Here is a 26590-nt window from a genome sequence, read left to right as displayed (position 1 = left end):
GCAAGTGGCGCGAGCACCTCTACGAGATGGACTACCTCAAAGAGGGCATCGGCCTGCGGGCGATGGCCCAGCGGGACCCGCTGGTCGAATACCAGCGCGAGGGCTACGACATGTTCACCGGCATGCTCGACGGGCTCAAAGAGGAGTCAGTCGGTTTTCTGTTCAACGTCGCCGTGGAAGCCGCACCGGCGCAGGCGGTGGCGCCGATGGCCGCACCCGAGGGTCTGCAGGAACTCGCCACGGCGGCCGCGGGTGCTGAGCAGCAACATGTTTCCGGCGCCGGATCCGGTCGGGCAGCACCGTCGGCGTTGCACGCCAAGGGCATTGGGGGCGGTGACGGTGCGGAACGGGCGTTGACCTATTCCGGTCCCGCCGAGGACGGTTCCGCCCAGGTGCAACGCGGAAACGGTGAGCCCGGATCCGCGGGGCGCGCTGGGGCCGCTGGGTCAGCCGGCCCTACCGGAACCAGCCGGCGGGAACGCCGGGAGGCCGCGCGGCGCCAGGCCCGCGAGGCCAAGTTGGCGAAGTCGGGCAGAAAGCGTTAGTAAGCCGTTAGGCCCACAAGCTCGGCGGCAGCGGCGGCCGCATCGGAGGGGCGAGGACCCGCCGTCATCCGATGTGCAGCGCCACCACCTGCCAGCCCGGGCCGGTAACGGTCGGTAGCCGCTCGAGGCGACAGGCCACCGCGTGGATCCGCCGGCCACGCCGGTAGGTCCCGAACACCTCGGCCGCGGCTGGTGGGCCAGCCGATCCGACCATCTGCAGCCGCACCCGCTGCAGCGCCGCCGCACCGGTGCATCCGGTCGCCGAGGCGGTCGCGGGGTGCTCTGACAGCACTGACAGCACCGATTCGACCAGGCCCGCGGCCAGCAAAGGATAGAGGTGAGCCGCCGGACGACGCTGGTCGACGACCTCCAGCACCCGCCGCAGTGCGGTTTCGGCGAACGCGGCGGCCTCCCGCGCTGCCGGTGAGAGGACAGCCCGCGGTGGGCGGCCGGGCGGTACCGTCGTCAGCGGCGGTGCGTGCCCGCGGCGCGGCCGCAGCAGCGACGGTGCCCGGACTGCTAACCGGCCCTGCGTAACCGCACAGGCCGGCGGCTCGTAGTCCGTGATGGGCATGACGGGGATGACCGCCAGCGTGGCGGGCGGGATCGGGTTCGCGGTCATGGTCAGCTCTCCAGTCATCGATCGGACTAACGGGCCTGCTGGAGAGTGGCAGAACGCCGTGGGCGCTGTGGGCATCATCGCACAGCCGGCGATCGGCTGCATCCGGTTGCGCTGCACCCGTTCGGGGTAGCGTGAGCGAGCAGCATTCAATTCGCCCCGATCAGGGGCTTACCAGGTCGAGTCGGAGAGGACGGGTCCGAGATGGTAAGCCGATTGTCGGTGTCGGATGCCTCCTTCTATCGGCTGGAAAACACCTCGACGCCAATGTATCTGGGAACGCTGCTGATCCTGCGCCGGTCCCGCGCAGGATTGAGCTACGGGAAGCTGCTGGCCACCGTGGAGCAGCGCCTGCCCCAGATACCGCGCTACCGTCAGAAGGTTCGCGAGGTTGCCTTCGGCATGGTCAGGCCGGTGTGGATCGACGACCGTGATTTCGACATCACCTATCACGTTCGCCACCGGGCGTTACCCTCTCCCGGCAGCGACGAGCAACTGTACGAGTTGATCGGCGAGGTATTCGAGCAGCCATTGGACAAGTCTCGGCCGCTGTGGGAGATGTATCTGATCGAGGGGCTGGCCCACAACCGCATCGCCGTCTATGCCAAGTCGCACCAGACGCTGGTGGACGGGATGGCCGCACCCGCGATCGCCCACATGATCGTTGACCGGACCCAGCGTCCGCCGTCGTTCGACGAGGACATCTGGATACCCCGCCGCGAACCCAGCGCCGCCGAACTGGTCGCCGGTGCGGTCGGTGACTGGATGCTCGCGCCCACGGCGCAGCTGCAGGCTGTCCGGTCGGCGATCAGCCAGCTGGCGACCAGCCCCGGGCTGCTGACTCAGGCGGGCCGGAAGGCATTGGACGTGGCCCGCGCCATGGCCCGCGGTACCGCACCGGCGAGTCCGCTCAACACCGAGGTCTCCCACAACCGGCTGTTTGCGGTCGCGCAGACACCCCTGGAGGATTACCGGGCGGTGCGAGCCCGCTACGACTGCGATGTCAACGACGTGGTGCTGGCCGTGATCACCGGCGCGCTGCGCAACTGGCTGCTTTCTCGAGGCGAGCCGGTCTCCTCGACGCGGACGGTGCGGGCCATGGCGCCGCTCTCCGTCTACCCGGACGACGAGTTAGACACGGCCGGGCCGGCGGGGCGCAGCCAGCCCGTCGGTGCGGTGACGCCGTTTCTGGTCGACCTGCCGGTCGGGGAGCCCAGCCCGGTGGTCCGGCTGTCCCAGATCACCTATGCGACCGAATCGCATTCGGCCGCAACCCGCCGGGTCGACGCCCCGACCATTCTGGCCGTGTGGGGTTTCGCCCCACCCACCCTGCATGCCATGGGAGTCCGGGCAGCGATGGACTCAGCGGGGTTTTCCGGCCGGGTGTTCAACCTGTTGATCACCAATGTGCCCGGCGTGCAGCGGCAGCTGTATGTCTGCGGTGCAAAGCTGTTGCAGGCCTACATGGTGCCTCCGCTGCTGCCCAACAAGGTGCTGGCGATTGGTGTGACGTCCTACAACGGCGTGCTGTACTACGGGGTCAACGCCGACCGGAAGGCGATGAGCGATGTCGGGGTGGTGTCGGTGCTGCTGCAGGAAGCGCTGGCCGAGCTGCTGGAGGCCGCGCAGTGAGCGGGAAGCCCGGCCCGGCCAAGCTAGACAAGCGGGTGTACAAGGCCGAGTTATTCAGGCTCCAAACGGAGTTCGTCAAACTTCAGGAGTGGGTGCGCCACACCGGCGCCCGCGTAGTGGTCATCTTCGAGGGTCGTGACGCCGCGGGCAAGGGTGGAGCCATCAAACGCATCACCGAATATCTCAGTCCGCGCGTGGTGCGCATCGCCGCGCTGCCGGCACCGACCGAGCGGGAACGCGGACAGTGGTACTACCAGCGCTACATCGCACACCTTCCGGGCCGCGGGGAGGTCGTGCTTTTCGACCGGTCCTGGTACAACCGTGCCGGGGTGGAACAGGTGATGGGCTTGTGTACGCCGGCCGAACACGCGTTGTTCCTGCGTCAGACCCCGCTCTTCGAACAGATGCTGATCGAGGACGGAATTCTGTTGCGCAAGTATTGGTTCTCGGTCTCCGGCAAAGAGCAGCTGCGCCGTTTCCGGAAGCGCCGCACCGACCCGGTCCGCCAGTGGAAGCTGACCACGATGGATCTGGAGTCGGTCTACCGGTGGGAGGATTACGCGCGGGCCAAGGACCAGATGATGATACACACTGACATCCCCCAAAGTCCCTGGTACCACGTGGAATCCGATAGCAAAAAACGTGCACGGCTCAATATGATGGCGCATCTGCTGTCCACCATCGACTATCACGAGAATGTGGCCCAGCCGAAGATCGAGTTACCCGAGAAACCGGTGGCCACCGGCGACTATCGGCGCCCGTCCCGCGAACTGTACAAGTATGTCGAGGACCACGTCGCAACCCTGCTGGGCGATCGCGAATAGCAGTCACCTGCCAGTGCCGGATCGCAACTCACGGAAACGTCAGAAGAGCCGAAATTCGCAGATCACAGCAAAGAATTACCAATCGGGCTACAGACCCCAGGTCAAGAGTCCTGAGGACCTTAGTCCCCACCATAACCGCCTTTGTCCTCTTGGCGATATCTCAGTTCGACGTGTAGCATTCGTGTTGTCATCGCTATTTATTACATAGGAGGGCAGCATGTCGAATAGCGAAAGTTCGGCTCAAGCGACGCAATCAGCAGACGAGCCGATAGTTACGGCCACGACGGCAAATTCGGATACGGTGAACCACTTTGTGCGCGGGGTACGCCATGCCGCCGGTGCCGTATTGGTCATCGTGGTCATCGCGGCTGTTTTCTTCGCCGGATTCTTGACCGGCAGGCACTACGGTGACCGTTGGAGTGATAATTATTTCGCTGTGCCGGCGGGAGAAGGCAACTGCTTTAAGACTATTTGCCAACCATTGGGACCGAAGTGGGGGGTGTCCTGCCATCCGGTGATAGTGTCATGCCCTTAGCCTTAGGGTAGTTAGGAAGCCGCTGTGCAATAAGGAAAGTTGACAAAAATATCCCAACGTTGCCACAGCAGCCTCTCGACGACGGTCACTTCGCCCCTGGTTAAGGTCTGCCTCATGCGGATCTACATCCCGGCGACCCTGGCAATGCTGCGGCAGCTCATCGCCGACGGGGCGTTGCGGCCGGTCAGCGGTACCGCGTTCGCGGTGACACCGACGCTGCGCGAAGCCTATGCGCAAGGCGGCGACGACGAGCTCGCCGAGGTCGCGCTGGCCGAGGCGGCGCTGGCGTCGTTGCGACTGCTGGGCGCATCGGGATCCGGGGGCCCGGGTGCTCCGGATATTCCGGATGCGCTGCCCATCCGGCGGGCGGTGCTGGTCGTTGACATCGACGACCCGGCCGGTATCACCGCCCGCCCGGACCTGGACGACGCCGTCGTCCGGGTTCTGGGGTCCGTTACGCTCGACGACGTTGTCGCCGCCTATGTCGACACTGCCGCCGCCGAGCCCGCGGTGGCCGCGGCGGTCGCCGTCATCGACGAGGCGGATCTGGGAGACCAGGACGCCGAACTGGCCGTCGGCGATGCCCAGGATCACGACCTGGCCTGGTATGCCGTTCAGGAACTGCCGTTCCTGTTCGAACTGCTCTGACAGGGCGGGTGACGGAACCGTAGATTACGGTACCGTAGGTTAGTTGAGCAGGAGCTTTCGATGCGCGAAAAACATGCGAGAATTGCCGCCAACATCGTCGGCACCCGACGCCCGATCATCGCCGGCGTGGACCGCCATCCCGGCTGGAACCTGCTGCGCCGTTTCGTTACCGGGATCACCACACCGCTGCTGCCCGACGATTATCTGCGATTGGCAAACCCGCTGTGGTCGGCACGTGAGCTGCGCGGCCGGATACTGGCGGTCCGCCGCGAGACCGACGATTCGGCGACGCTGGTCATCAAGCCCGGCTGGGGTTTCAGCTTCGCCTACCAGCCCGGTCAGTACATCGGGATCGGACTGCTGATCGACGGTCGGTGGCGCTGGCGTTCCTACTCACTGACGTCCAGCCCGGCGACGATGCGGGGTCGCAAGGTCCGCAACGTCACGATCACCGTCAAGGCGATGCCCGAGGGCTTTCTGTCCGGCCATCTGGTGGCCGGTGTCGCGCCGGGGACCGTTGTGCGACTGGCCGCGCCGCAGGGCAGTTTCGTCCTGCCCGACCCGGTGCCGGACGCGGTGCTGTTCATCACCGCCGGATCCGGAATCACACCGGTGATGTCGATGCTGCGCACCATGGTTCGCCGCGGGCAGATCACCGATGTGCTGCACCTGCATTCGGCACCCACCGCCGCCGACGCCATGTTCGCCGCGGAGTTGGCCGCGCTGGCCCGCGACCATCCCGGGTACCGGCTGCGGCTGCGCGCCACCCGTAGCCAGGGCAGGCTCGATCTGAGCCGGCTGGACGCCTTGGACGCTGAAGTGCCGGATTGGCGCGAGCGGGAGAGTTGGGCGTGCGGCCCCGAGGCGATGCTGACCGCCGCCGAGCGGGCGTGGTCGGGCGCCGGTATCGCCGACCGGCTGCACTTGGAGCGCTTCGCGGCGGCAACTGCGCCAGACGTGACTGGAAGCGGCGGCACGGTGACCTTCCGCCGCAGCGCACGCAGTGTCGCCGCGGATGCGGCGACCCCGCTGCTGGACGCCGGCGAGCGGGCTGGCGTGGCGATGCCGTTCGGCTGCCGGATGGGGATCTGCCAATCGTGTGTGGTCGATCTGGTCGACGGCTGCGTCCGCAACCTGCGAACCGGTGCAAAACACGAGCCGGGCACCCGGGTCCAGACCTGCATCTCGGCTGCGGCGGGCGACTGCGCGTTGGACGTCTAAAGCGTGTCGATAAACCACCTACGCTAGCGTAGGTGACTGGTTCGACGGAGGGCGTTGTGTATGGCGATAACGGATATCGGGGTATTCGCGCACCTCACCGATGCCGACGTGGCGGGCCTGACCGCCGAACTCGACACCATCCGCCGTGACGTCGAGGATTCTCGCGGCCAGGCCGACGCGCGCTACATCCGCCGCACCATCGCGGCCCAGCGCGTGCTGGAGGTGGCCGGCCGGGTGCTGCTGGCCGCTAACTCGCGGCGCACGGCCTGGTGGGCGGGTGCGGTGACGCTGGGCGCGGCCAAGATCATCGAGAACATGGCGATCGGCCACAACGTCATGCACGGCCAGTGGGACTGGATGAACGACCCGGAGATCCACTCCACGACCTGGGAGTGGGACATGAGCGGGGCGGCCAAGCACTGGCGACACACCCACAACTTCATGCACCACAAGTACACCAATGTCCTCGGTATGGACGACGACGTGGGCTTCGGCGTGCTCCGGGTCACCCGGGACCAGGCCTGGCAGCCGTTCAACCTTTTCAACCTGCTGTTCAACTCCGTCCTGGCGATCGGCTTCGAGTGGGGGATCGCCTTGCAGCACTTGGAGATCGGAAAGATCTTCAAGGGGCGCTCGCACCGCGATGCCGCCCTGGTCCGGCTGCGCGAGTTGTCCGCCAAAGCCGGCCGGCAACTGTTCAAGGACTATGTCGCCTTCCCGGCACTGACCTCGCTGTCGCCCTGGGCGACCTATGGGTCCACCATCACGGCCAACGCCGCGGCCAACGTGATCCGCAACCTCTGGTCTAACGCCGTCATCTTCTGCGGGCATTTCCCGGACGGCGCCGAGAAATTCACCGAGAGCGACCTGGTGGGCGAGACCCGCGGGCAGTGGTATCTGCGGCAACTGCTGGGCAGCGCCAACATCGACGCGGGGCCGGTGATGCGGTTCATGAGCGGCGACCTGTGCCACCAGATCGAGCATCACCTGTTCCCCGACCTGCCGAGCAACCGTTACGCTGAGATCTCCGTGCGGGTGCGCCAGGTCTGCGATTCCTACGACCTGCCGTATACCACCGGACCGTTGCCGGTGCAGTACGCCAAGACGTGGCGCACATTGGCCAAGCTGTCATTGCCGAACAGGTATTTGCGCGGCACCGTCGACAATGCCGGGGAGACCGGCAGCGAGGCGATGTTCGCCCCGTTGGGGCCCGGCTTTTTCGGCACCGACCCGGCCACCGGGCGCCGGCGCGGGCTCAAGACTGCGATTGCGGCTGTGCGGGGGCGGCGCGACGCCCGCGAGCGTGAATAGTTGCCCCGGATCACACTTCCCTGAGCACTGCCAGCAGGCGGCGGGCGACCGCGACCCGGCGGGTGCCCGGCCCGGTCAGGGTGTCCAGCGCACAGTCCGGGTCGGCGGGGGGCCCCGAGTGACCGCAGCCACCCGGGCAGTCGGCGATCGCTTCGGCCAGATCGGAGAATGCCAACAGCACGTCGTCGGGTGCGATGTGGGCCAGGCCGAACGAGCGGACGCCCGGGGTGTCGATGACCCAGCCGGAGTTCCCCAGCGGCAGCGCCACGGACTGCGACGACGTGTGCCGGCCCTTGCCGATGTCGGTGACCTCTCCGACCGCCCGGTCTGCTTCCGGAACGAGACGATTCACCAGGGTTGACTTGCCCACCCCGGAATGACCCAGCAGCACGGTCACTTTGTCGACCAGCAACGGGGCGACGGCGTCCAGCGGGTCGTCGCGGCCCGCGGTGATGATGGTGAGGTCGAGGTCGGCGAAGTGGCCGGCGAACGTTGCTGCCGGGGCCAGGTCGGTCTTGGTCAGGCACAGGATCGGGATGATGCCGCCGGCGAAGGCCGCTATCAGCGTCCGATCGACCAGTCCGATGCGCGGCGGAGGGTCGGCCAGGGCCACCACGATCAGCAGCTGGTCGGCGTTGGCGACCACCACCCGCTCGGCCGGGTCGGTGTCATCGGCGGTGCGCCGCAACATTGTTCGCCGCGGCCCACGCCGTACGATGCGAGCAAGGGTGTCGGGCCCGCCGGACAGGTCGCCGACCAGGTCGACGTCGTCGCCGACAACGATCGGCGTGCGGCCCAGTTCGCGGGCTCGCATGGCGGTGACGCCCCGGCGCGGATCGCGGTCGAGCGCGCAGCCCCAGCGACCACGGTCGACGCCGACCACCATGGCCTGGCTCGCGCCGGCATGCTCCGGGCGGATCTTGGTCCTTGGCCGAGACCCCCGGCCGGAGCGGATTTTGACGTCGGACTCGTCGTAGTCGCCCGGCTTCAACTGCGGGGCTCCGCACCGGCCAGCATGTCGGCCCACAACCGCGGAAAATCGGGCAGCGTCTTGCCGGTGGCGGCGATGTCGTCCACCTGCATCCCGGCCACCCTCAGCCCGACGATCGCGCCGGCCGTCGCCATCCGGTGATCGGCGTAGGCGCGCCATACCCCGGCGTGCAGCGGTGTCGCGGTGATCACCAGCCCGTCGGGCGTCTGTGCGCAGTCGCCGCCCAGGCGGTTGATCTCGGCGGTGAGCGCGGCCAGCCGGTCGGTTTCGTGGCCGCGCAGATGCGCGATGCCGGTGAGCCGCGACACCGACCCCTCAGCGGCCAGTGCCGCCAGCGCGGCCACCGCCGGTGTCAGCTCGCCTACGTCGTGAAGGTCGACGTCGAAGCCGTGATACATCCCGGACCCGCGCACCTCGAGGTATGAGCCTGATTGGGTGACAATGGAATTCAGATTTTCCAGAAAACCGGCAACCAGATCGACGGGCTGAATGCTGGTCGCCGGCCAACCGGTGATGCACACGCTTCCGCCGCACACCGCGGCTGCGGCCAGGAACGGTACGGCGTTGGACAAATCAGGCTCGATAGCCCAGTGCCGGGCCGCGACTGCGCCAGGGCGCACCCGCCACCGGTTCGGGGTGGCGTCGTCGACATCGACCCCGGCCTGGCGGAGCATCGCCACCGTCATGGCGACGTGTGGCGCGGACGGCAGCGCCGGACCGGTGTGCAACACGGTCAACCCGTCGGTGAACGCCGCCCCGGACAACAGCAGTCCGGAGACGAACTGCGAGGACGCCGACGCGTCGATCGCCACCGTGCCGCCGGCGACCGACCCGGCACCGTGCACCGAAAACGGCAGACCGGTACCGTCGACGTCGATACCCAGGTTGTGCATCGCGTCCAGCAGCGGCGCGACCGGCCGGCCCCGGGCCTGCACGTCACCGTCGAAGGTGACGGTCGCGGTGCCCAGCGCAGCCAGCGGCGGCACGAAGCGCAGCACCGTTCCGGCCAGGCCGCAGTCCACCCGGACGTCCGTGCCGGCGGAGCCGGGGGAGATTGTGCCGCTGATCGTGACTTGATGGTCGATCACCTCGACCCACAGGCCCAGGGCTCGCAGCGCGTCCATCATCAGGTCGGTGTCGCGGCTGCGCAGCGCGCCGCTGAGGGTGCTGGCACCACGGCCATGCGTGGCTGCCAGCGCTGCGAGCACCAGCGCCCGGTTGGTCTGCGATTTCGAGCCGGGTACGGCGACCGTCGCGTGGACGGGTGTCGGACTCGTCGGCGCCGGCCAGGTGGTCACTCCCTTATCATCGCCTGTCCGGGCCTGCCGGGCCATCTCTGCCACCATGGAGGTATGTGCGGACGTTTCGCGGTGACCACCGATCCGGCGCTGCTGGCCGAGCGGATCGGGGCGGTCAACGAAGCACCGGCGGCCGCGGTGGTGGAGTCGGAGTTTTATGCCCCCAATTACAACGTGGCCCCCACCGTTGCCATCGCCACAGTGGTCAGCCGGCACACCGAGCCCGACGACCAGCCGACCCGACGGGTCCGGCTGATGCGGTGGGGGCTGGTGCCGCCGTGGGCGAAGGCCGGCCCCGACGGTAATCCCGCGCGCAGCGGACCGCAGCCGATCAACGCCCGCGCCGACAAGGTCACCACCTCGTCGATGTTCCGGTCGAGCGCCCGGCACAAGCGCTGCCTGATCCCGATGGACGGCTTCTACGAATGGCGCGTCGACCCGGACCCGCCGGCGGGCAGAAAGGGTCGCAAAACGCCGTTCTACGCCTGCCGCAACGACGGCGAGCTGTTGTTCATGGCGGGGCTGTGGTCGGTCTGGAGGAACCCGGGCAACCGGTCGGCGCAGTCGACCCGGCCGCTGCTCAGTTGCACGATCGTCACCACCGACGCGGTCGGTGAGCTCGCCGCGATCCACGACCGGATGCCGCTGATGCTGCCCGAAAGTGACCGGGATGCCTGGCTGGACCCGGACGCGCCGCCGGCTGCTGAGCTGCTGGCCCACTCGCCGGATGTCCGCGGCATCGTGCTACGCGAGGTGTCGACCCTGGTCAACAGCGTGCGCAATAACGGGCCGGAACTGATCGAACCGGCCGAGGCGCAGCCCGAGCAAGCGATGCTGCTCTAAGGCGACCCGGGCAGGCTGTTGCCGCCGGTCGAGCCGGATGAGCCGGGTGAGCCGTCGGTGGCTTCGCCGGGTCCGGTCGCCGTCGCGGTCCCGGCGGCGCCGCCCGCACCGGGCGCCCCGCCGACCCTGCCGTTGCCGCCGTCGCCGGACCACAACCCGCCGGCACCACCGGTGGGGTCGGCTTCGGTTCCGTTGGCAGCATTACCGATCAGAAACTGCTCGGACGTCGTGGTGATGAGCCCGTCGGCCACCTTGCCGAGTGGGTTGTTGATCCAGCTCTCGATGCCGGTGTGCAGCGAGGTGTAGAACGTGGCGGTCGGGTCGCCGCCGTCGAGGACGTTGAGCAGGCCACCGATCGATTGGTTTGTCCTCGATGTTTGACGGCTGTTTGATGGCCGAGATGCCCAGGCCCTACCGACCTAGCAGGCGCCGTTTCTGCTGGGCGTACTCTTCGTCGGTCAGGACCCGGGCTTCCCGCAGTTCGGCCAGCTCCCGCAGTTCGATGTCGATTCCCAGCAGCAGAGCGTACGGCAGTCGCTGCGGCTGCTGCGACCGTTGTGGTGGCAGCTGCGGTGGCACCGGGCTTTGCCGAGTCCTGCCGGCACCGTCGCGATCGCCCCGGCCGATAGCTGCGGTGGCTCGCCCGGCCAGACCCGCCGCGGCCATCCCGGCGATGGGGGCCGCCGTTTCGATCACCGGCACGGTCGCGTCGGCGGCGGCGGGCAACGATCGGTCGGCCGGTTGGGTTGCCGACGCGGCCGCCACGGTCCAGGCCTGCGGCACCGACAGCCCGCTGAGCACGACGGCCTCGCCCAGGCCCGCCGCGACCGGTGTCACCGAGCCGGCGAGCTCCAAAGGGAGGAGTACGTCAGCGTACTCGACCGCACCGAGCGCGTCGATGAGAAACGTGCCGAGCACGTCTATGCCGAAGTTCCCGATCATCTCGATGATCAGGTCGCCACCGGCCAGGGCGAGGACGATACCGGGTCCGCCCGCTGCGGCCGGTGCGAGTGCGGCCAGTAGGTCCCACTCGGCCAGTGGCCTCGCGGTGGCCGGTGATGCCAGGCCCTGCAGGGCATGCGTCACCGCGTGGCCTGCTGCACCGGCCCGGCCTGCGGACCCGGCCGGGTTGGTGGTCTGCGGCGGCTCGGTGAACGCCGTCAGTCTTGAGGCCGCCGCGGCGCTGTGCGCGTAGCCGTACATGGCCGCGGCGTCTTGGGCCCACATCTGCGCGTAGCGGGCTTCGGTGGCCGCGATCGCGGGGGTGTTCTGCCCCAGGAAGTTCGTCGCCAGCAACGACATCAGCGCTGCGCGGTTGGCCGCTACGACCGGTGGCGGCACGGTCATCGTGAACGCGGTTTCATAGGCGGCGGCCGCGGCTTTGGCTTGGACGGCGGTCTGCTCGGCCTGTGCGAAGGTGGTGTGCATCCACGTCGCATATGGTGCTACCGCAGCGGCCATCGCGGTTGCACTGGGCCCGGACCAGCTGTCGTTCAGTTCGCCGATGACCGATTCGCAGGCCGCCCCCACCGTTTGCAGTTCGGCGGCGAGTGCATCCCAGGCTGCCGCGGCGGCCAGCAACGGCCCCGGGCCGGGACCGGCATACATTCTGCCCGAGTTGACCTCAGGCGGTAGCAGCGCGAAATCCATCGCTAACACCGCCGGCTTGGCTTTGTTAGTCCCGGAGACATTGCTCGCAACGGCTTTTCGGTGTGATAGCCCAACGTGACAGTCACGCCAGTCACCGGCCCAGCAGACGTCGCTTCTGTTCGGTGAACTCTTCTTCGGTCAAGATTCCGGCATCGCGGAGTTCCGCCAGCTCCCGCAGTTCGCCGGCGATGCTCGTAATCGGGCCATTCGCCGACCGCTCCGGCTGCACCGGCTGCTGTGGTGGCAGCTCCGGCTGCTGCGGCAGTGCGGGGCGTTGACGAGCCGTCATGCCCGCACGGTCGCGGCGGCCTCGGCCGACGGCTGCCGTGGCTCGTCCGGCCAGCCCTGCCGTGGCCATTTCGCCGAGAGGGAGCGCCGTTTCGCTCGCCGCGATCGCCGATGCGGCGGGCAGCGGCACGCCGACCTGTTGGATTATCGGCGGTGCCGCCACGCTCCAGGCCGGCGGTACCGACAATGTGCCGAGCGTCGCGGCTTCGCCCAGGCCCGCGGCTACCGGAGTCGTCGAGCTGACGAGCTGGTCAAAGGGCAGTAACTCCGGCAATTCCGTCCCGATCTCGCCGACGCCGATCAGGTCGATGCCGAAGGTGCCGGCCATGTCGACGCCGAAGGTACCCGCCGCGTCGATGACGAAGGTGCCGAAGAGGCTAGAGGCCAGAGAAACGAGGTCAATGGCTATGCCAGGGTCGACAGCGAGGGCCGGCGCAACCGCGTTGAAGATGGCCGGCGCGTTTGATGCCGACGTGGCGGCCGCCGGTGATGCCAGGACCTGCAGGGCCTGGGTTAGCACCGAGGTGACGGTGCCGGTATGGCTGGCGGTCGCTGCCGCCGTGGCCTGGCCGACTGCACCGGACTGGGCTGCCGGCCCGGCCGGATTTGCGGTCTGCGGCGGTTCGGTGAACGCCGTTAGTCTCGACGCCGCCGCGGCACTGAGTGCGTAGCGGTACATGGCCGCGGTGTCCTGAGCCCACATCTCGGTGTACTGGGCTTCGGTGGCCGCGATCGCCACGGTGTGCTGACCGAGCAGGTTTGTCGCCAGCAGCGACACCAACCGGGCGCGGTTGGCCGCGACGACTGCGGGCGGCACGGTCATGGCGAACGCGGTCTCGTAGGCGGCGGCCGCGGCTTTGGCGTGGGTGGCGGTCTGCTCGGCCTGCGCGGAGGTGGTGTGCATCCACTGCGCATAGGGCGCGGCCGCGGCGGCCATAGCGGTTGCGCTCGGCCCGGACCAGCCGGTGTTCAGTTCGGCGATCGCCGATTCATAGGCCATCCCGACCGCATGCAGCTCGGCGGCGAGTGCATCCCAGGACGACGCGGCGGCCAGCATCGGGCCCGGTCCCGCTCCGGAATACATTCTGGCTGAGTTCACCTCCGGCGGTAACATCGCGAAGTTCATTGCTCTATGCCTCCGTAATCAGTAGGTGGCGGTCGGCAATGCCCGGAGCAAGTTCGTCGACCGTGTCGTCAAGGTCGCCAAAGGCACTTCATTCTGCGCTCCCCGGCTTGGCTCTGATCGATCGAGTCCGGGGAGGTCACACACCCAAACGCCGGCATCACGGCGCACGTGGTGTTCCGATGCCGACGGTTGTCGATTTCTGGACGGTAATCAGCTAAGTTGAAGTGAACCTGAAGAGCCTGTGGTGGGACGGACGTCGACAACTCACCGAGCCGATTCAGACGGGTTCAAAAATGCGCGGCGATACGGTGCCAGCAATGGACCCAACGGACCTCGTGGACCTCATGGACCCAAGCCGAATTTCTACTCGCCCCCAGCGAGGTGGCGGCGCCAACCCTTCAACACGCAGCGCCGGGGGGTTCAGCGTGGGCACGCCGCGGGTGCTCGTGGTGGAGGATTCCGAGACGATCCGCGAGATGGTCAGCGAGGCGCTGACCGATGCCGGTTATCTCACCGGTACCCGGCCGGACGGGGGCAAGCTGGAGGAGGTGCTCGACGGGTTTCGTCCGGATCTGGTGGTGCTGGACGTGATGCTGCCGGGCCGCGACGGGTTCGCCCTGATCGACGTGATACTTCAGTGGGGCGAGGTCGGGATTGTGCTGCTCACGGCGCGTGACGGGCTGCCCGACCGGCTGCGCGGTCTGGACAGCGGTGCCGACGACTACGTGGTGAAACCCTTCGAACTGGCCGAGCTGGTGTCTCGGGTGGGTGCGGTGCTACGCCGCCGGGGGCGTCTGCCGACCGCGGTGCAGTTCGCTGACCTGATGGTCGACGTCGAGGCCGGGGTAGCCTCCCGCGCCGGGCACCAGTTGGGCCTGACGGCCACCGAGCTGCGACTGCTGGTTTACCTCGTCGAACAGCGCGGCCGGATCGTGAGCGCCACACAGATCCTCAACGCGGTATGGGGGTATGAGGCATACGACCCCAATCTGGTGCAGGTGCATGTCAGCGGGTTGCGCCAGAAGCTCGAGGCGCACGGACCCCGGATCCTGCACACTGTTCGCGGCATCGGCTACCGCCTGCAATTGCGCAGCTCATGAGCGCCACTCCTGCGCATCGCTATCGCTGTGCATCGTCGTCGGCGCGGCTCATGAGCGCTGTTCGACAGCCCGAAGCGGTGACCGCAACGCCGTCGTTGTGGCGCCGGTTGACGGTGGTGGTCGTGGGGTTGTTGGCCGCACTGATGCTGGCTGTCGGCATTGTCATCAACATCACCCTGGAAAGGCAGGCGAGCCGGAGCGTCCATGAGCGGCTGGCGGCGGCCACCGCACGCGCCGATGCCCTGGTGGCGCTGCACACTCCGCCGGAGGAGTTGGCCGACCAGCTCAACGGCGGCATCGTTGCGGCGCTGGTCGTCACAGCCGACGGTGCCAGCTATGGCGACCCGGCGGTCGAACCCGACGCCACCACGGGGTCCAGCCTTCCACCGCCCCCCTTGGAGCCCGACGAGACCGCCACCGTGCTGGTGCATCCGCTGGCGAGCGGCGGGCGGGTGATCCTGGTTGCCGACTCCACCGAGGCCGCCGAGACGCTGCGCTGGCTGCGCCACCTGATGGTCGGCGCCGGCGGGGCCACCCTGCTGCTGGCGGCTGTCCTGCTGGCGGTGGCCAGCCGGGCCACGCTGGCACCGCTGAACCGGCTCACCGAGCTGGCCCACGGCATCACGACCGGGGATCGGGGCCGACGGCTCCGCCCCGACCGTGCCGGCACCGAACTCGGTCGCGCCGCCAGCGCTTTCGATGACATGCTCGACGCGCTGGAGGCCTCCGAGGAGCGGGCCCAGGGTGCTGCCGAGGGGGCGCAGCGGGCGGAGGCGGCGCTACGGAGCTTCCTCGCCGACGCCGCTCATGAGCTGCGCACCCCGATCGCCGGCATTCGGGCCGCCGCTGAGCAGATCATCAGCAACGCCGCCGCCCAGGACACCACCGATTCCGCCGTCCGCCGCCAGCACCGCCGCGCCACGCTGCTGCTGGCCGAAGCGCGCCGGGCCACCCGGCTGGTCACCGACATGCTGGAGCTGAGCTACATCGACGCCGGACTGCCGCTGGAGCTCAAAGACACCGATCTGATCGGGATCGTCGACACCGAAGTCGACCGGGCCGCGCTGCTGGCTCCGCAGTTGAACGTCGACCGCACCGGGCTCGCCACGCTGCCGATCCGGGCGGATCCGACCCGGGTGGCGCAGATACTGTCCAACTTGCTTGACAACGCCCGCCGCTACACGCCGCCCGGCGGGCACATCGCTGTCGACGTCCGGCGCCGCGGTGCGATCGCCGAGATCGTCGTCACCGACACTGGTATCGGCATCCCCAGCGAAGACCGGGAACGCATCTTCGACCGGCTGGTCCGGTTGGACACCGCACGCGGACGCGATCACGGAGGCGCCGGACTCGGTTTGCCGATTGCGCGTGCCCTCGCTCGCGCGCATGGCGGCACCCTGATCTGCCTGCCCCGCGACGGCCCCGACACCGGAGCCTGCTTCCGGCTCACCGTTCCGGTGACACTGTGAGCCGCTGACAACCATTGACAGAGGATTCCTCGGTTCTAGTAGAGTATTTCTCGTGCCAAGGGCGAATGTGTCGGGTGCCGACGCCCGCAGGCGGCTGCTGGGGGTGGCCCGACGCCGTTTCGCGGCCGACGGCGCACTGGTCGCGACTCTCGACGACATCCGGCAGCAGGCCGGCGTCAGCGTCGGCGGCCTGTATCACCACTTCCCCGATAAGGCTGCGCTGGCCGCGGCGGTGTACGCCGAGACGATGAGCGAGTATCAGGCCGGATTCGTCGCCATGTTACGGCGTGCCGCCACCGCCGAGGCAGGGATTCGGGGCGGCGTCGAACATCACTTGTGCTGGGTGGTCGCCCATCGGAGTGAGGCCGGCCTGCTGCTGGGCGATCGGCTCGACAGTGCGGCGTTGCGGGACGCCAACCGGGAGTTCTTCTCTGCCATTCGCGACTGGTGGCGGCCGCACCATAGCTACGGGGCGCTGCAGCCGATGCAACCGGGCATCACTGCCGCGCTCTGGCTGGGTCCGGCGCAGGAGTTCACCCGTTACTGGATCGCCGGCGGCGAACCCAAAATGCCGCGCGGAACGGTCAAAACCTTCGCCGACGCCGCGTGGGCGGCGTTGCGCGATAAGTGGAGTGAGGAGGATGAAAGATGACGGAATCTCTCTACGACCGATTGGTCGCCGACGGCGACGACGCGCAAGCGCCCCGCCGTGTCCACGTCGACCATCGCGGTGATCGCGCGGTGGTGACTCTCGACGAGTCGGATCGGCTCAACGCGTTGTCCGCGCCGCTGGTGCGCCAGCTGCGACGCGCCCTCGGGGATCTCGCGGCCGACACCGCCGTCCGTACCGTCGTACTGACCGGCGCTGATCCCGGCTTCAGCGCCGGTGGCGATCTGCAGATGATGCGCGCCGTCACCGAGCAACGCGCCGATCCGCCTCCGGAAGGCGTCGCCGACGTGTGGCGATGGATCCGCCGCGAATTCGGCGGCATCGCCCGGCTCATCACCTCGTCCGACACCATCTTTCTGGCGGCCCTCAACGGTGTCGCGGCCGGAGTTGGCTTGGCCTGGGCGCTGAGCTGTGATCTCACCATCGCCAGCGAGCGCGCGGTGATGGTTCCGGCGTTCGGTCGCCTTGGTCTGATCCCCGAAGTCGGCACCAGCTGGGCGCTGACCCGCCGTTTGGGCTACCAGGGTGCGCTGTCCTACTACCTACGCGGTGAGCACATCGACGCGCACACCGCACTGCGGCTGGGACTCGTGCAGCAGGTCGTCGCCCATGACCAGCTGCTCCCCGCGGCCGACGAGTGGTGCTCGCGGGTCGCTACGATGCCGGCGCACGCGGTCGCGATGGCCAAGCCCTTACTGCGCGCCGCGGCCGACGCCAACTGGAACGACGCGCTGACCCTGGAAGAATTCGCCGAACCCACCTGCTTCACGACTGCGGCGTTCGCCGACAGTGTGCACACCATGCTGGCCGGACATTCCTAGCCGTTCCTAGCCGGCAATCCGCGCTATCCCGTCAGAGGCCGACGATGAGAATGCCGACGCCGACGACGATGGCGAGCGAGAGCGACAGCAATAGGAAACTGACCAAACCTTCCTTCGCCGGTGAGGCATGGTGGTTGGCTCCCGCGATCGGCGCGAGTTTGCGGCCCGCGCCCCATGCTGCTGCGAGCAGTGTGGCTAGCCAGTTCGCATACGCGGAGTACACGATGAGCGCGACCGCGGCGACCTCCCATGCGTCGGGCAGGTCGATGTGCGGCCACAGCAGGCCGAGCAGCACGAGGAACATGCCGTTGAGGATTGCCTCGAGGTGACTGGACAACGCCATGCGTGGGTTCCTCAGTGCTGGGACCGCGATCCCGGTGAGCAGACCGAGCAGGAACAGCACCAACCCGAGGTTGAACAGAAGCGTCTGAATGGCAGAATCCTATTGGCGTGTGCGGTAGCCGGGCGGGTTGGGAGTTTCCACCCATAGGTCCACCCCGAGCTTGCCCCCGGGCGTGCAGTCGTAGACCGACAGGTCGGTCACCCCGGATTCCACCAAGACGTCCTCGCACAGCACCGACTTACCGGTGTATTCGGTGGCGGGCTTGTTGAGGATGACGTAGGCCGCGTCGGCGTACACCTCGGGTTTGCGGGCACGGGCCATCGCTTCCTCGCCACCCAACAGGTTCTGCACGGCGGCGGTCGCGACCAGGGTGCGCGGCCACAATGTGTTGGACGCTATGCCGTCGTCGCGCAGCTCTTCGGCTATGCCCAGCGCGCAGAGTGTCATTCCGAACTTGGCCATCATGTAGGCGGTCGGCTTGCACCACTTGGGCTCCAGCCGGATCGGGGGAGACAGCGTCAGGATGTGTGGATTCGCCCGGCCCAACATGTGCGGGATGCAGGCTCGCGACACCGCATAGGTGCCGCGTACCTGGATGGCGTTCATCAGGTCGAACCTTTTTAGCGGCACCTCGGTGATCGACCCCAGGTTGATCGCCGAGGCGTTGTTGACGCAGATATCGATACCGCCGAACCGGTCGACGGTCTGTGCGACCGCCGCCTCGACACGGTCCCCATCACGGATGTCGCCGATGATCGGCAGCGCCCGGCCGCCGGCGTCCTCGATCTCTTTGGCCGCGGTGTAGACCGTGCCGGGCAGCTTGGGGTGGGGTTCGGCGGTCTTGGCGATCAGCGCGACATTGGCGCCGTCGCGCGCGGCCCGCTTGGCGATCGCCAGCCCGATGCCACGGCTGGCCCCCGAGATGAACATGGTCTTGCCGGAAAGGGACATGGCGTCACCTTATGTCGCCTGGATTTCCGCGGTGACCGCGCGGGTTAGCCGGGTCGATGTGCTAGCCGGAAATAGTGCCGTGATTGATGACGTTGTCCGATGCGGTTGGCCAGTGGCCACGCTTCGTCGCGGACGAACTGGACAACACCACCGAACGGTGGCGTCGGTCGCAGCCCTAGGATTGGGGGAGTCTGGTGTCGACGACGATGACCGTAATGGATCCGGAGACGTCGGCTCGGTTCGTCCAGCCTCCGGTGCCACTGCTGGGATCCCTCTCGGCCACCGCGACAGAAGGGAACGTGGCAGCCAATATGGCAGACATCGAACGCGCGACCCGGGCGACAGGGGACGAGGTGTCGAAAGCGTCCGATCGCGTCCGCTCCGATGAGACCGACGAGCAGCTGACCGCACGTTTCGAGCGCGACGCGATCCCGCTGCTGGATCAGCTCTACGGCGGTGCGCTGCGGATGACCCGCAATCCCGCCGACGCCGAGGACCTGCTGCAGGAGACGATGGTCAAGGCCTACGCCGGATTTCGATCGTTCCGCGAAGGTACCAACCTCAAAGCTTGGCTGTATCGCATCCTGACCAACACCTACATCAACAGCTACCGCAAAAAACAGCGCAAGCCCGCCGAGTACCCCACCGAGGAGATCACCGACTGGCAGCTGGCGGCCACCGCCGAGCACTCGTCGGCGGGGCTGCGGTCGGCCGAGGTGGAGGCGCTGGAGGCGCTGCCGGATACCGAGATCAAAGAAGCGCTGCAGAAACTGCCCGATGATTTCCGGATGGCGGTGTACTACGCCGACGTCGAAGGGTTCCCGTACAAGGAGATCGCCGAGATCATGGATACGCCGATCGGGACGGTGATGTCGCGGCTGCACCGCGGCAGGCGCCAGCTGCGCAGTTTGCTTACTGATGTGGCCAAGGAGCGTGGGGTCATTCGCGACAGTCCGGCTGCTGAGGAGGTGTCGTCGTGACCGAGCATTCGCACGGGTGCGGTTCGCCGGCCGCCGGCGAGCCATCCACGGGTGTGGACTGTGCGCAGCTGATCGCCGACCTGTGGACGTTGCTGGACGGTGAATGTACCGAGGAGACCAGGGCGAAGCTGCGCCGGCACCTCGAGGAATGCTCCGGCTGCTTTCGGCACTACGGGATCGAGCAACAGGTCAAGGCGCTGGTTGCCCGCAAGTGCGGTGGCGACAAGGCACCACCGGGTCTGCGTGAGCGGGTGCTGATGCAGATCAGCCGCACCACGATAATCCATCATGTTCTTAGAGACCAGTAATAGGTCACCCGGCCCATTCATTGGCGGCTGATTGTTCTCGGGCACCGCCACGTCCAAGCGGGTGGCTTGGTCTGTTCTGGGTTGCCAAATCAGCTAACCTCTTGCCCGCCGATGCGGCAAACCCTGGTGGCACCGCTCCTGGATCTTCCTCCGCGACCCCGACTTCGGACCCAAGGCGGTCCGGGACCACTAAGTTAGGCGTTCGGGCGTTTGCCGTGGTTGGCTTTGCTGTGCTTGCGATCGCGCTTCTTGCGGCCGCGCTTGGCCATGCTCGGGCCTCCTTGCCGGTTTATCGGCAGCTAGTCTCTCATGTCGCGGATGCGCGGAGGTCACCGGCCCACCGGGTGGTGCGTTGACGGGCTGGTGCGGTGGGGATGGTGGACTGTGTGGCCGGATTCGTCGGCTGGGTAACCAGGCCGGCGGTTATCGCCGAGGCAATTGTGGTCACCGCCTGCAACCGTGCGCCTACGCCGCCGCCATCGTGGTGCGGCCCCGGGGGTTGGCCCCTCGGCGTGCCTGCGCGACCGCCGCCCAGGGTGGGCGAGCACAAGTGCAATCGCCGTGCGCAGCCAGCCGTTGCGTCGATCCTCGGACTCGGAGATGTGCCTCGCGGAATGACCGGCAACGGTTACACCACGGGCTACATATGCTGGGATAGCTCAGGACTGACCCTGGTTGGATCCGTCGGGACTGGTCGTACCGGTTGATCCCGTGTCGGCCTGGCCAGGCGACGCCGGAGACGTCGTAGCCTGCCCCGGCGTGGTGGCGCCGGCGGTGCCGGGCAGTGTGGTGCCGGCGGTGCCGGGCAGTGTGGTGCCGGCGGTGCCGGGCAGTGTGGTGCCGGCGGTGCCGGGCAGTGTGGTGCCAGGTAATGTACCGGCGGCGGTGCCCGGCAGTGTGGTGCCGGCGGTGTCGGGTAACGTGCCGGCGGTGGCGCCGGGCAACGTGCTGGCGGTGGCGCCGGGCAACGTGCCGGCGGTGGCGCCGGGCAACGTGCCGGCGGTGGCGCCGGGCAACGTGCTGGCGGTGGCACCGGGCAACGTGCTGGCGGCGGCACCGGGCAACGTGCTGGCGGTGGCGCCGGGCAACGTGCTGGCGGTGGCGCCGGGCAACGTGCTGGCGGCGACACCGGGGTATCCCCCGTCCGATGACAGGCCGCTGGCGCTGGAGGGCATCAGTGAGCCGAGGCCGGGCACCAAGGAATCCAACAGGCGGTTGAGTATTTGGAACGCCACATTGGCCGCATTCACACCTGCGGCCGATCCGGACGGATCGGGCAGCGGAACGTCGGCGGGCATCGGGGCGGCCCCGGCGACCCCGCCGCCCAGGCTGACCGCTCCGACGGCAGCCAGAGTAACTCCTGCGCCGACGGTCGCCCGGGCCAGTGACCGCCGAGCTTTCGAGTTATTGGCAAACAATTTCACGGACAACGGACTACTCCTCAGCTCGACTGGCGCACCACGGTGCGTCGAACACTCAAGTCACGTCCGTAACACTGCTCCTCAAGAATCACAGCCAGAGCACGACACGATCACGGGTCGAACTCTATAGCTTCGCTTATTTATCTTGACGTTCGCTTAATTCGGACGGCGGGCGGCCGACAGCAGTCGGCAGGGCCGGCGCGATCGGGCTGGGATATGAACGGTCAGGAACCATATGCGACCGGCCCCGCCAACACCGATTATGGTTCGATAAAGCGACCGAACTGCGCAACCACCGAATGGGTGATGAACGGGGTGAAGATGGCCGAGGATGTTCGCGCGGAGATTGTGGCCAGCGTGCTCGAAGTCGTCGTTCACGAGGGTGATCAGGTCAGCGAGGGCGACACCGTGGTGCTGCTGGAGTCGATGAAGATGGAGATCCCGGTGCTGGCCGAGGTCGCGGGCACGGTCAGCAAGGTGAGCGTATCGGTAGGTGACGTGATTCAGGCCGGCGATCTGATCGCCGTGATCAGCTGACCGTATCTTTCCTGCTACCCGACGAACGGGTCCACCCTGCGTGACCTGCTCGTCGAGCACACCGTGCTGCCCGGCAAAGCCGTGGATCACTTGCCCGCGGTGATCCGGGAAGCACCCGGCGGAGAAGCGAGAAGGTGCTGCGCATTCCCATCGGCAGCCGCCGGCACCGAGCGGGCTGAGTGAGCTGCACAGACCGGCCGTAAAGTGACTGCCAACCGATGCGGCCCCACATGAGTCGGGGCCGCATCGGTTAGCAAAAGCCGGGTCAGACTCTGGTGCGCGCCCTCGTTCGGGCGTTGCGGCGCTTGAGCGCGCGACGCTCATCCTCGCTCATGCCGCCCCACACACCGGCATCCTGGCCGGTTTCCAGCGCCCAGGCTAGGCATTCGGTGACTACCGGGCACCGGGCACAGACCGCTTTTGCGGTCGCGATCTGGGCAAGCGCCGGTCCGCTGTTCCCCACCGGAAAGAACAGCTCCGGATCCTCGTCGCGACAGGTCGCCTTGTGCCGCCAATCCATGGGTCGTCAACTCCTCACTATGAGCGCAGCGGGGCGCTCGGGTTCTCTTCGGCTGTTAAGCGGGCGCAAGGAATCTTTACGGCTTGCATCCGATCGCTCGATCGTTTCACAGGCTGAACGAATGTCAAGAGTGACCGTCAGCACCGTGGTGAATCTCACGTCGGGCTACCCCAGCCAGTCCCGCGCCAGCCCCGCTTTCGTTTGTACTACACTTTGGCCCAGTTGTGGGTAATTTCCCGCAGGAAAATCTATCAGTGCAGGTCAGCGCAGGTCAGCAGAGTTCATTGCGGGCGGCGCGACAACGTTGAGGACGTCGGGCACGGCCCGGAATGTCATCTCACTGCGCAAACCGATGTAGTCGCCGTCGATCTGGGTGGCGATCGGCGCATCCCCGGCGGTGACCCGCAGTAGGGAGACGTCGTCATCCCGGATGAGGTGTTTGGCACGCAGCTTCGGGCGCTTGGACAGCATCTGCCGGACCACCTGCAGGGCGGGCAGAAGCTTCATGCTGGTGGTCGCGAACACACCCATTCCGGACTCGAAGGTGCAGCCGGGGTTGGTCCACACCGAGCGGCTGTTGGCATAGGTCCACGGATTGGCGTTGGACACGAAGACGAGGTGCACCCCGGGAACCGGGTCGTCGTCGCCTAGCTGCAGCGTCAAGGTCGGTGGGCGGCGGGTGCTGGACAGCAGCGTGGGGACCGTCGTGCGGATATAGCGCAACGCTGTGACGTTACGTCCCCTGTCGCGTTCCGCCTCGACCGCGGCTACCACCTCGCCGTCCACGCCCATACCGGCGTTGAGTGCTGCCCACCGCTCGCCGCAGTCGATCAGGCCGATCCGGCGCCACTGTTGTCCAGAGCGCCCGGAACTGTAGCTGTTGAGAAGTCCGATGAGCTGGTTGGTGGCTTCGATCGGGTCAGCCGGGATGCCGAGGGCGCGGGCGAAGACGTTCGCCGACCCGCCCGGCACCACCGCCACCGCGGGAATGTGTCCCGACGGCAGTGCTCCTGGGTAGCCCAGCAGACCGTTCACCACCCCGTGCACGGTGCCGTCGCCACCGTGCGCGATGACCAGGTCCACCCCGTCGGCGGCGGCAGCCTGCGCCAGCTCGGTCCCGTGGCCGCGGTGATCGGTGTGCTGAATGGTCAGCTCGACGCGGCTCTTGAGCGCGTGAGCCAACAGGTCGCGGCCGGCCGGGGTGGTGGATGTGGCGTTGGGGTTGACGATCAGCACGGCACGCACGACCGACCAGTGTATGGGATTGCGATGGCTACCCTGACGCTGTGAACACAGTTGCTCCGGTGCCGGGAGCGGTGCGCGGCGCGGGGCTGATCGTCGCGGGACAGGGCACGGCTGCCCTGGTCGTCGCCGCGCTGCTGGTGTTGCGCGGGCTGGCCGGCGCCGACCAGGGCGACGTCAACGGTTTCGCTACCGCGACATGGTTCGCACTGGTCGGTGGTGGCGTGGTCGCGGCTTCGGGGGCTCTGCTACGGGGCAGGCGGTGGGGTCGCGGCATCGCGGTGTTCGTCAACCTGACGCTGCTGCCGATCGCCTGGTATCTGGGGGTCGGGTCGCACCGGTGGGGCTACGGCGTCTCGGTCGCGGGTTTGGCACTGGCTGTGCTGGCGCTGCTGTTCAGCCCGCCGGCGGTGCGCTGGGCTGCGCGATCCCCAGGGCCGACAGGATCGTGGTGAATTTGGTTGTGGTCTCTGCGAGTTCGCTGTCCGGATCGGACCCGGCAACTATGCCGCTGCCGGCGTGGGCCAGTGCGTGGCACCGGTCGTGGGAAAGCTCCGCGCATCGGATGGACACCATCCATCTGCCGTCGCCGCTCGCGTCGCACCAGCCGACCGTGCCCGCGTAGAAACCCCGGTCGCCCTCCAGAGCTCGGATGACTTCGACGGCCGCTCCGGTCGGATCTCCCCCGACCGCCGGAGTGGGATGCAGCGCCAACGCCAGATCCAATGCGGTGGTCGATGTTTCGCGCAGCCGCCCGGTGATTTCAGTGCTCAGGTGCCACACCGCGGCGGTGCGGTTCAGCTGCGGCGCCGACGCAATGTCGAGCTCGGCGCAGAGCGGCTCCAGTACGGCGCCCAGCCGGTCGACGACCAGCTGATGCTCGTGGCGATCCTTCGCCGATGCCGCCAGGGCAGCGCCGTTGGCGGCGTCGACAGCCGGGTCGGTGGAGCGCTCTGCCGACCCGGCGAATGGGCGACAGGTGACCAGGTCGCCAGCGCGGGCCACCAGCAGCTCCGGGCTGGCGCCCACCAGCGTGGCACCGCAGTGGCGGCCACCGGCGGCGGTCAGGTCGACCAGGTAGCCATACCCGGACGGGTCGGCGGCGACGAGCCGGCGCAGGACGGTGCGGGCGTCCAGTGGCGCGTCGGCGACCAGCTGCAGCGTGCGGGCCAGCACCACCTTGCGCAGCGTGGCGCCCGGCGCGGCCAACTCGTCGAGGACCCGGCAGATCCGGGCACGGTGGTCGGCCGGGCTCGGCGTCGCCGCGGCTATGCGAGCCGGCGGCAGCGGTTCGTCAGGCCAGTCGGGCAGTGCGTCGACGCGGTGCACAACGTGTGCGGCCATCAGCGCTGCGGTGTTGCTCGAGTCAAATGGCAACGCACCCAACAGTATTGGTATATCACCGGATCCCAGCGCGGCGTGCGCCGCGGTGACCTCTGAAAATCTGACCGCTGTTGCGTCCATGGCGTCGGCGAGCAGCGTCCCGTCCGGTCCGGACAACACGAATGCCGGTTCGACGGGTTCGGGTGCCGTCGACGACGTCTTCACTATCGATGCCCGGTCAGCCCGAGCGCGGTGAGCTGGCGCTCCGCGTGCTCGAAGCCGCAGACCGCGATCGACCCGGTCGCCATGGAAAAGCGGGTACCTTCGCCGAGCGGTAGCTCAAGCCAGCGGGTGATCACCGCCCGGGAGAAGTGCGAGTGTCCGACGAACACCACGTCGCGTGCCCCAAGGTGCCGCAACGCCAAGCCGACCGCGCGGTCGGCGCGAGCGCTCAGTTGTTCGAGGTCTTCGCCGCCGGGGCAGCCGTGCGTCCACACCAGCCAGGCGGGTTCGGTTCGGCGGATCTGTGCGGTGGTCAGCCCTTCGTAGTCGCCGTAGTCCCATTCGGCGAGATCCTCGGACACCTCGTCGATCGACAGCCCGGCGAGCTCGGCGCTGACCTGGGCACGCCGGCGCGGGCTGCTGACCACGAACGGGTGATCCAGGCGCAGGTCGGTGAGCACGGCGGCGGCCGCTGCGGCCTGCCGCCGGCCGGTGTCGGTCAACTCCAGTTCGGTGCGGCCGGTGTGCTGCCCGCTCTGCGACCATTCGGTCTCGCCGTGACGCAGCAGCACCAGCCGGTGATGGTCCGGATGATCCGCTAGGCCCACGCTGACCGATTGTGCACCACACCGGATGTCGGCGCCCTACCCGGCATACCGGGCCGGGCCCGTGCCAGGATGGCAGTTGTGACACCCACGCGCATACTGGCGGTGGCCAACCAGAAGGGCGGCGTGGCCAAGACGACGACGGTGGCATCGCTGGGCGCGGCGATGACGGAGAAGAGTCGGCGGGTACTGCTCGTCGATCTCGATCCGCAGGGTTGTCTGACGTTCTCCCTGGGACATGACCCGGACAAGCTGCCGGTGTCGGTGCACGAGGTGCTGCTCGGTGAGGTGGAGGCGGACGCTGCGCTGGTGCCCACGGCGGAGGGCATGACGCTGCTGCCGGCCAACATCGACCTGGCCGGTGCCGAAGCGATGCTGCTGATGAGAGCCGGCCGCGAGTATGCGCTGCAACGAGCGCTGGCCAAACTCAGTGACCAGTCCGGGGGCCGATTCGACGTGGTCATCATCGACTGCCCACCGTCGCTGGGGGTGCTCACCCTCAACGGCCTCACCGCCGCCGGCGAAGTGATCGTGCCGCTGCAGTGCG

General features: G+C 67.8%; 29 protein-coding genes and 2 pseudogenes. 17 read left to right on the top strand and 14 right to left on the bottom strand.

Annotation, left to right across the window (positions count from 1 at the left end; genetic code table 11):
* Positions 1–545 (top strand): annotated as a pseudogene (locus tag AC2VON_RS17290) (preprotein translocase subunit SecA); the annotation flags it as partial.
* 64 nt (positions 546–609) lie between these two features.
* Here the strand turns inward: AC2VON_RS17290 and AC2VON_RS17285 are convergent.
* On the bottom strand, positions 610–1167 hold the full coding sequence (locus tag AC2VON_RS17285; RefSeq protein ID WP_486954041.1) for an Rv3235 family protein: 558 nt from the start codon (positions 1165–1167) through the stop codon (positions 610–612).
* A gap of 201 nt (positions 1168–1368) precedes the next feature.
* Here AC2VON_RS17285 and AC2VON_RS17280 point away from each other — a divergent pair, with 201 nt between their 5' ends.
* From AC2VON_RS17280 to AC2VON_RS17260, 5 genes are all read left to right on the top strand, one after another.
* Positions 1369–2796 (top strand): WS/DGAT/MGAT family O-acyltransferase, encoded by a 1428-nt coding sequence (locus AC2VON_RS17280; protein WP_486954040.1) that lies wholly within the window; start codon positions 1369–1371, stop codon positions 2794–2796.
* Positions 2793–3620: a polyphosphate kinase 2 gene (gene ppk2, locus AC2VON_RS17275; RefSeq protein ID WP_486954039.1), complete on the top strand. Its 828-nt coding sequence runs from the start codon at positions 2793–2795 to the stop codon at positions 3618–3620. The genes AC2VON_RS17280 and ppk2 overlap by 4 nt, the downstream gene beginning before the upstream one ends.
* Before the next feature lie 649 nt (positions 3621–4269).
* Positions 4270–4803, top strand: a complete 534-nt coding sequence (locus tag AC2VON_RS17270) for a DUF6912 family protein (protein ID WP_486954038.1) — start codon at positions 4270–4272, stop codon at positions 4801–4803.
* A gap of 60 nt (positions 4804–4863) precedes the next feature.
* The gene (locus AC2VON_RS17265; RefSeq protein WP_486954037.1) at positions 4864–6024 is read left to right on the top strand and encodes a ferredoxin reductase; all 1161 of its coding nucleotides are present in this window, start codon (positions 4864–4866) and stop codon (positions 6022–6024) included.
* 60 nt (positions 6025–6084) lie between these two features.
* Positions 6085–7335 (top strand): fatty acid desaturase family protein, encoded by a 1251-nt coding sequence (locus AC2VON_RS17260; protein WP_486954036.1) that lies wholly within the window; start codon positions 6085–6087, stop codon positions 7333–7335.
* Positions 7336–7345: 10 nt separating this feature from the next.
* Here AC2VON_RS17260 and rsgA read toward each other — a convergent pair whose 3' ends face one another.
* Positions 7346–8326, bottom strand: coding sequence for a ribosome small subunit-dependent GTPase A (rsgA, locus tag AC2VON_RS17255; protein WP_486954035.1), 981 nt, complete (start codon positions 8324–8326; stop codon positions 7346–7348).
* Entirely contained in the window at positions 8323–9624 is a 1302-nt protein-coding gene (gene aroA, locus AC2VON_RS17250; RefSeq protein ID WP_486954034.1) for a 3-phosphoshikimate 1-carboxyvinyltransferase, read from the bottom strand. The genes rsgA and aroA overlap by 4 nt, the downstream gene beginning before the upstream one ends.
* A gap of 54 nt (positions 9625–9678) precedes the next feature.
* Here aroA and AC2VON_RS17245 point away from each other — a divergent pair, with 54 nt between their 5' ends.
* Complete coding sequence (locus AC2VON_RS17245) at positions 9679–10467, top strand: SOS response-associated peptidase (protein WP_486954033.1); 789 nt, start codon at positions 9679–9681, stop codon at positions 10465–10467.
* Here the strand turns inward: AC2VON_RS17245 and AC2VON_RS17240 are convergent.
* The 3 genes from AC2VON_RS17240 to AC2VON_RS17230 all read right to left on the bottom strand — a co-directional run bounded on the left by AC2VON_RS17240 (position 10464) and on the right by AC2VON_RS17230 (position 13531).
* Positions 10464–10718: a hypothetical protein gene (locus tag AC2VON_RS17240; protein ID WP_486954032.1), complete on the bottom strand. Its 255-nt coding sequence runs from the start codon at positions 10716–10718 to the stop codon at positions 10464–10466. The two genes, AC2VON_RS17245 and AC2VON_RS17240, sit on opposite strands and share 4 nt — an antisense overlap.
* Before the next feature lie 160 nt (positions 10719–10878).
* Positions 10879–12117: a PPE family protein, SVP subgroup gene (locus AC2VON_RS17235; protein ID WP_486954031.1), complete on the bottom strand. Its 1239-nt coding sequence runs from the start codon at positions 12115–12117 to the stop codon at positions 10879–10881.
* 91 nt (positions 12118–12208) lie between these two features.
* Entirely contained in the window at positions 12209–13531 is a 1323-nt protein-coding gene (locus tag AC2VON_RS17230; RefSeq protein ID WP_486954030.1) for a PPE family protein, SVP subgroup, read from the bottom strand.
* A gap of 344 nt (positions 13532–13875) precedes the next feature.
* On the opposite strand from AC2VON_RS17230, the gene AC2VON_RS17225 reads away from it, so the two are divergent.
* From AC2VON_RS17225 to AC2VON_RS17210, 4 genes are read left to right on the top strand one after another with little or no spacing between them, the layout of a single operon-like run.
* The gene (locus AC2VON_RS17225) at positions 13876–14631 is read left to right on the top strand and encodes a response regulator transcription factor (RefSeq protein ID WP_486954047.1); all 756 of its coding nucleotides are present in this window, start codon (positions 13876–13878) and stop codon (positions 14629–14631) included.
* Between the two features lie 50 nt (positions 14632–14681).
* Positions 14682–16100, top strand: coding sequence for a sensor histidine kinase (locus AC2VON_RS17220; protein WP_486954029.1), 1419 nt, complete (start codon positions 14682–14684; stop codon positions 16098–16100).
* Between the two features lie 52 nt (positions 16101–16152).
* Entirely contained in the window at positions 16153–16752 is a 600-nt protein-coding gene (locus AC2VON_RS17215; RefSeq protein ID WP_486954028.1) for a TetR/AcrR family transcriptional regulator, read from the top strand.
* Positions 16749–17591 carry an enoyl-CoA hydratase/isomerase family protein gene (locus AC2VON_RS17210; RefSeq protein WP_486954027.1) on the top strand — a complete coding sequence of 281 codons (843 nt, stop codon included), beginning with the start codon at positions 16749–16751 and terminating at the stop codon, positions 17589–17591. The genes AC2VON_RS17215 and AC2VON_RS17210 overlap by 4 nt, the downstream gene beginning before the upstream one ends.
* A gap of 31 nt (positions 17592–17622) precedes the next feature.
* Here AC2VON_RS17210 and AC2VON_RS17205 read toward each other — a convergent pair whose 3' ends face one another.
* The gene (locus AC2VON_RS17205; protein WP_486954046.1) at positions 17623–18024 is read right to left on the bottom strand and encodes a styrene oxide isomerase; all 402 of its coding nucleotides are present in this window, start codon (positions 18022–18024) and stop codon (positions 17623–17625) included.
* A 9-nt stretch (positions 18025–18033) separates the two neighbouring features.
* Complete coding sequence (locus tag AC2VON_RS17200; protein ID WP_486954026.1) at positions 18034–18885, bottom strand: SDR family oxidoreductase; 852 nt, start codon at positions 18883–18885, stop codon at positions 18034–18036.
* A 311-nt stretch (positions 18886–19196) separates the two neighbouring features.
* Between AC2VON_RS17200 and AC2VON_RS17195 the strand changes: the two genes are divergently transcribed.
* Both AC2VON_RS17195 and rsrA read left to right on the top strand, forming a co-directional pair.
* On the top strand, positions 19197–19865 hold the full coding sequence (locus AC2VON_RS17195) for a sigma-70 family RNA polymerase sigma factor (protein ID WP_486954045.1): 669 nt from the start codon (positions 19197–19199) through the stop codon (positions 19863–19865).
* 53 nt (positions 19866–19918) lie between these two features.
* Complete coding sequence (gene rsrA, locus AC2VON_RS17190; protein ID WP_486954044.1) at positions 19919–20173, top strand: mycothiol system anti-sigma-R factor; 255 nt, start codon at positions 19919–19921, stop codon at positions 20171–20173.
* Between the two features lie 194 nt (positions 20174–20367).
* Here rsrA and AC2VON_RS17185 read toward each other — a convergent pair whose 3' ends face one another.
* Both AC2VON_RS17185 and AC2VON_RS17180 read right to left on the bottom strand, forming a co-directional pair.
* Complete coding sequence (locus AC2VON_RS17185) at positions 20368–20442, bottom strand: 50S ribosomal protein bL37 (protein ID WP_011728008.1); 75 nt, start codon at positions 20440–20442, stop codon at positions 20368–20370.
* A gap of 390 nt (positions 20443–20832) precedes the next feature.
* A complete protein-coding gene (locus AC2VON_RS17180; RefSeq protein ID WP_486954025.1) occupies positions 20833–21603 on the bottom strand; it encodes a hypothetical protein in 771 nt (256 codons plus the stop codon).
* A gap of 312 nt (positions 21604–21915) precedes the next feature.
* Here AC2VON_RS17180 and AC2VON_RS17175 point away from each other — a divergent pair, with 312 nt between their 5' ends.
* The gene (locus AC2VON_RS17175) at positions 21916–22131 is read left to right on the top strand and encodes a biotin/lipoyl-binding carrier protein (RefSeq protein ID WP_486954043.1); all 216 of its coding nucleotides are present in this window, start codon (positions 21916–21918) and stop codon (positions 22129–22131) included.
* Positions 22132–22167: 36 nt separating this feature from the next.
* A pseudogene (locus AC2VON_RS17170) lies at positions 22168–22242 on the top strand (hypothetical protein); the annotation flags it as partial.
* A 154-nt stretch (positions 22243–22396) separates the two neighbouring features.
* Here the strand turns inward: AC2VON_RS17170 and AC2VON_RS17165 are convergent.
* Both AC2VON_RS17165 and AC2VON_RS17160 read right to left on the bottom strand, forming a co-directional pair.
* Positions 22397–22651: a WhiB family transcriptional regulator gene (locus tag AC2VON_RS17165; protein ID WP_486954024.1), complete on the bottom strand. Its 255-nt coding sequence runs from the start codon at positions 22649–22651 to the stop codon at positions 22397–22399.
* A 261-nt stretch (positions 22652–22912) separates the two neighbouring features.
* Positions 22913–23896, bottom strand: coding sequence for a diacylglycerol/lipid kinase family protein (locus AC2VON_RS17160; RefSeq protein WP_486954023.1), 984 nt, complete (start codon positions 23894–23896; stop codon positions 22913–22915).
* Between the two features lie 41 nt (positions 23897–23937).
* On the opposite strand from AC2VON_RS17160, the gene AC2VON_RS17155 reads away from it, so the two are divergent.
* A complete protein-coding gene (locus tag AC2VON_RS17155) occupies positions 23938–24348 on the top strand; it encodes a hypothetical protein (RefSeq protein ID WP_486954022.1) in 411 nt (136 codons plus the stop codon).
* On the opposite strand, the gene AC2VON_RS17150 is transcribed toward AC2VON_RS17155, so the two are convergent.
* Together AC2VON_RS17150 and AC2VON_RS17145 are read right to left on the bottom strand one after the other, a co-directional pair.
* A complete protein-coding gene (locus tag AC2VON_RS17150) occupies positions 24290–25357 on the bottom strand; it encodes an isochorismate synthase (protein ID WP_486954042.1) in 1068 nt (355 codons plus the stop codon). The genes AC2VON_RS17155 and AC2VON_RS17150 overlap by 59 nt on opposite strands.
* Positions 25358–25440: 83 nt before the next feature.
* The gene (locus AC2VON_RS17145; RefSeq protein ID WP_486954021.1) at positions 25441–26046 is read right to left on the bottom strand and encodes an acid phosphatase; all 606 of its coding nucleotides are present in this window, start codon (positions 26044–26046) and stop codon (positions 25441–25443) included.
* A 78-nt stretch (positions 26047–26124) separates the two neighbouring features.
* On the opposite strand from AC2VON_RS17145, the gene AC2VON_RS17140 reads away from it, so the two are divergent.
* On the top strand, positions 26125–26590 hold a 466-nt coding region (locus AC2VON_RS17140; protein WP_486954020.1), incomplete at its 3' end, for a ParA family protein.

The sequence above is a fragment of the Mycobacterium sp. TH-M82 genome (genome assembly GCF_057473605.1).
The sequence above is the reverse complement of the archived record's forward strand: the minus strand, read 5'-3'. Positions and strand labels throughout refer to the sequence as shown.

Coding starts and splice junctions, on each gene's coding strand:
- AC2VON_RS17245 (WP_486954033.1), top strand. CDS start 9,679: ATGTGCGGACGTTTCGCGGTGACCACCGATCCGGCGCTGCTGGCCGAG.
- AC2VON_RS17165 (WP_486954024.1), bottom strand. CDS start 22,651: ATGGATTGGCGGCACAAGGCGACCTGTCGCGACGAGGATCCGGAGCTG.
- AC2VON_RS17265 (WP_486954037.1), top strand. CDS start 4,864: ATGCGCGAAAAACATGCGAGAATTGCCGCCAACATCGTCGGCACCCGA.
- AC2VON_RS17175 (WP_486954043.1), top strand. CDS start 21,916: ATGGCCGAGGATGTTCGCGCGGAGATTGTGGCCAGCGTGCTCGAAGTC.
- AC2VON_RS17225 (WP_486954047.1), top strand. CDS start 13,876: ATGGACCCAAGCCGAATTTCTACTCGCCCCCAGCGAGGTGGCGGCGCC.
- AC2VON_RS17150 (WP_486954042.1), bottom strand. CDS start 25,357: ATGGACGCAACAGCGGTCAGATTTTCAGAGGTCACCGCGGCGCACGCC.
- AC2VON_RS17210 (WP_486954027.1), top strand. CDS start 16,749: ATGACGGAATCTCTCTACGACCGATTGGTCGCCGACGGCGACGACGCG.
- AC2VON_RS17235 (WP_486954031.1), bottom strand. CDS start 12,117: ATGGATTTCGCGCTGCTACCGCCTGAGGTCAACTCGGGCAGAATGTAT.
- AC2VON_RS17220 (WP_486954029.1), top strand. CDS start 14,682: ATGAGCGCTGTTCGACAGCCCGAAGCGGTGACCGCAACGCCGTCGTTG.
- AC2VON_RS17260 (WP_486954036.1), top strand. CDS start 6,085: ATGGCGATAACGGATATCGGGGTATTCGCGCACCTCACCGATGCCGAC.
- AC2VON_RS17195 (WP_486954045.1), top strand. CDS start 19,197: ATGGCAGACATCGAACGCGCGACCCGGGCGACAGGGGACGAGGTGTCG.
- AC2VON_RS17270 (WP_486954038.1), top strand. CDS start 4,270: ATGCGGATCTACATCCCGGCGACCCTGGCAATGCTGCGGCAGCTCATC.
- AC2VON_RS17200 (WP_486954026.1), bottom strand. CDS start 18,885: ATGTCCCTTTCCGGCAAGACCATGTTCATCTCGGGGGCCAGCCGTGGC.
- AC2VON_RS17285 (WP_486954041.1), bottom strand. CDS start 1,167: ATGACCGCGAACCCGATCCCGCCCGCCACGCTGGCGGTCATCCCCGTC.
- AC2VON_RS17230 (WP_486954030.1), bottom strand. CDS start 13,531: ATGAACTTCGCGATGTTACCGCCGGAGGTGAACTCAGCCAGAATGTAT.
- AC2VON_RS17280 (WP_486954040.1), top strand. CDS start 1,369: ATGGTAAGCCGATTGTCGGTGTCGGATGCCTCCTTCTATCGGCTGGAA.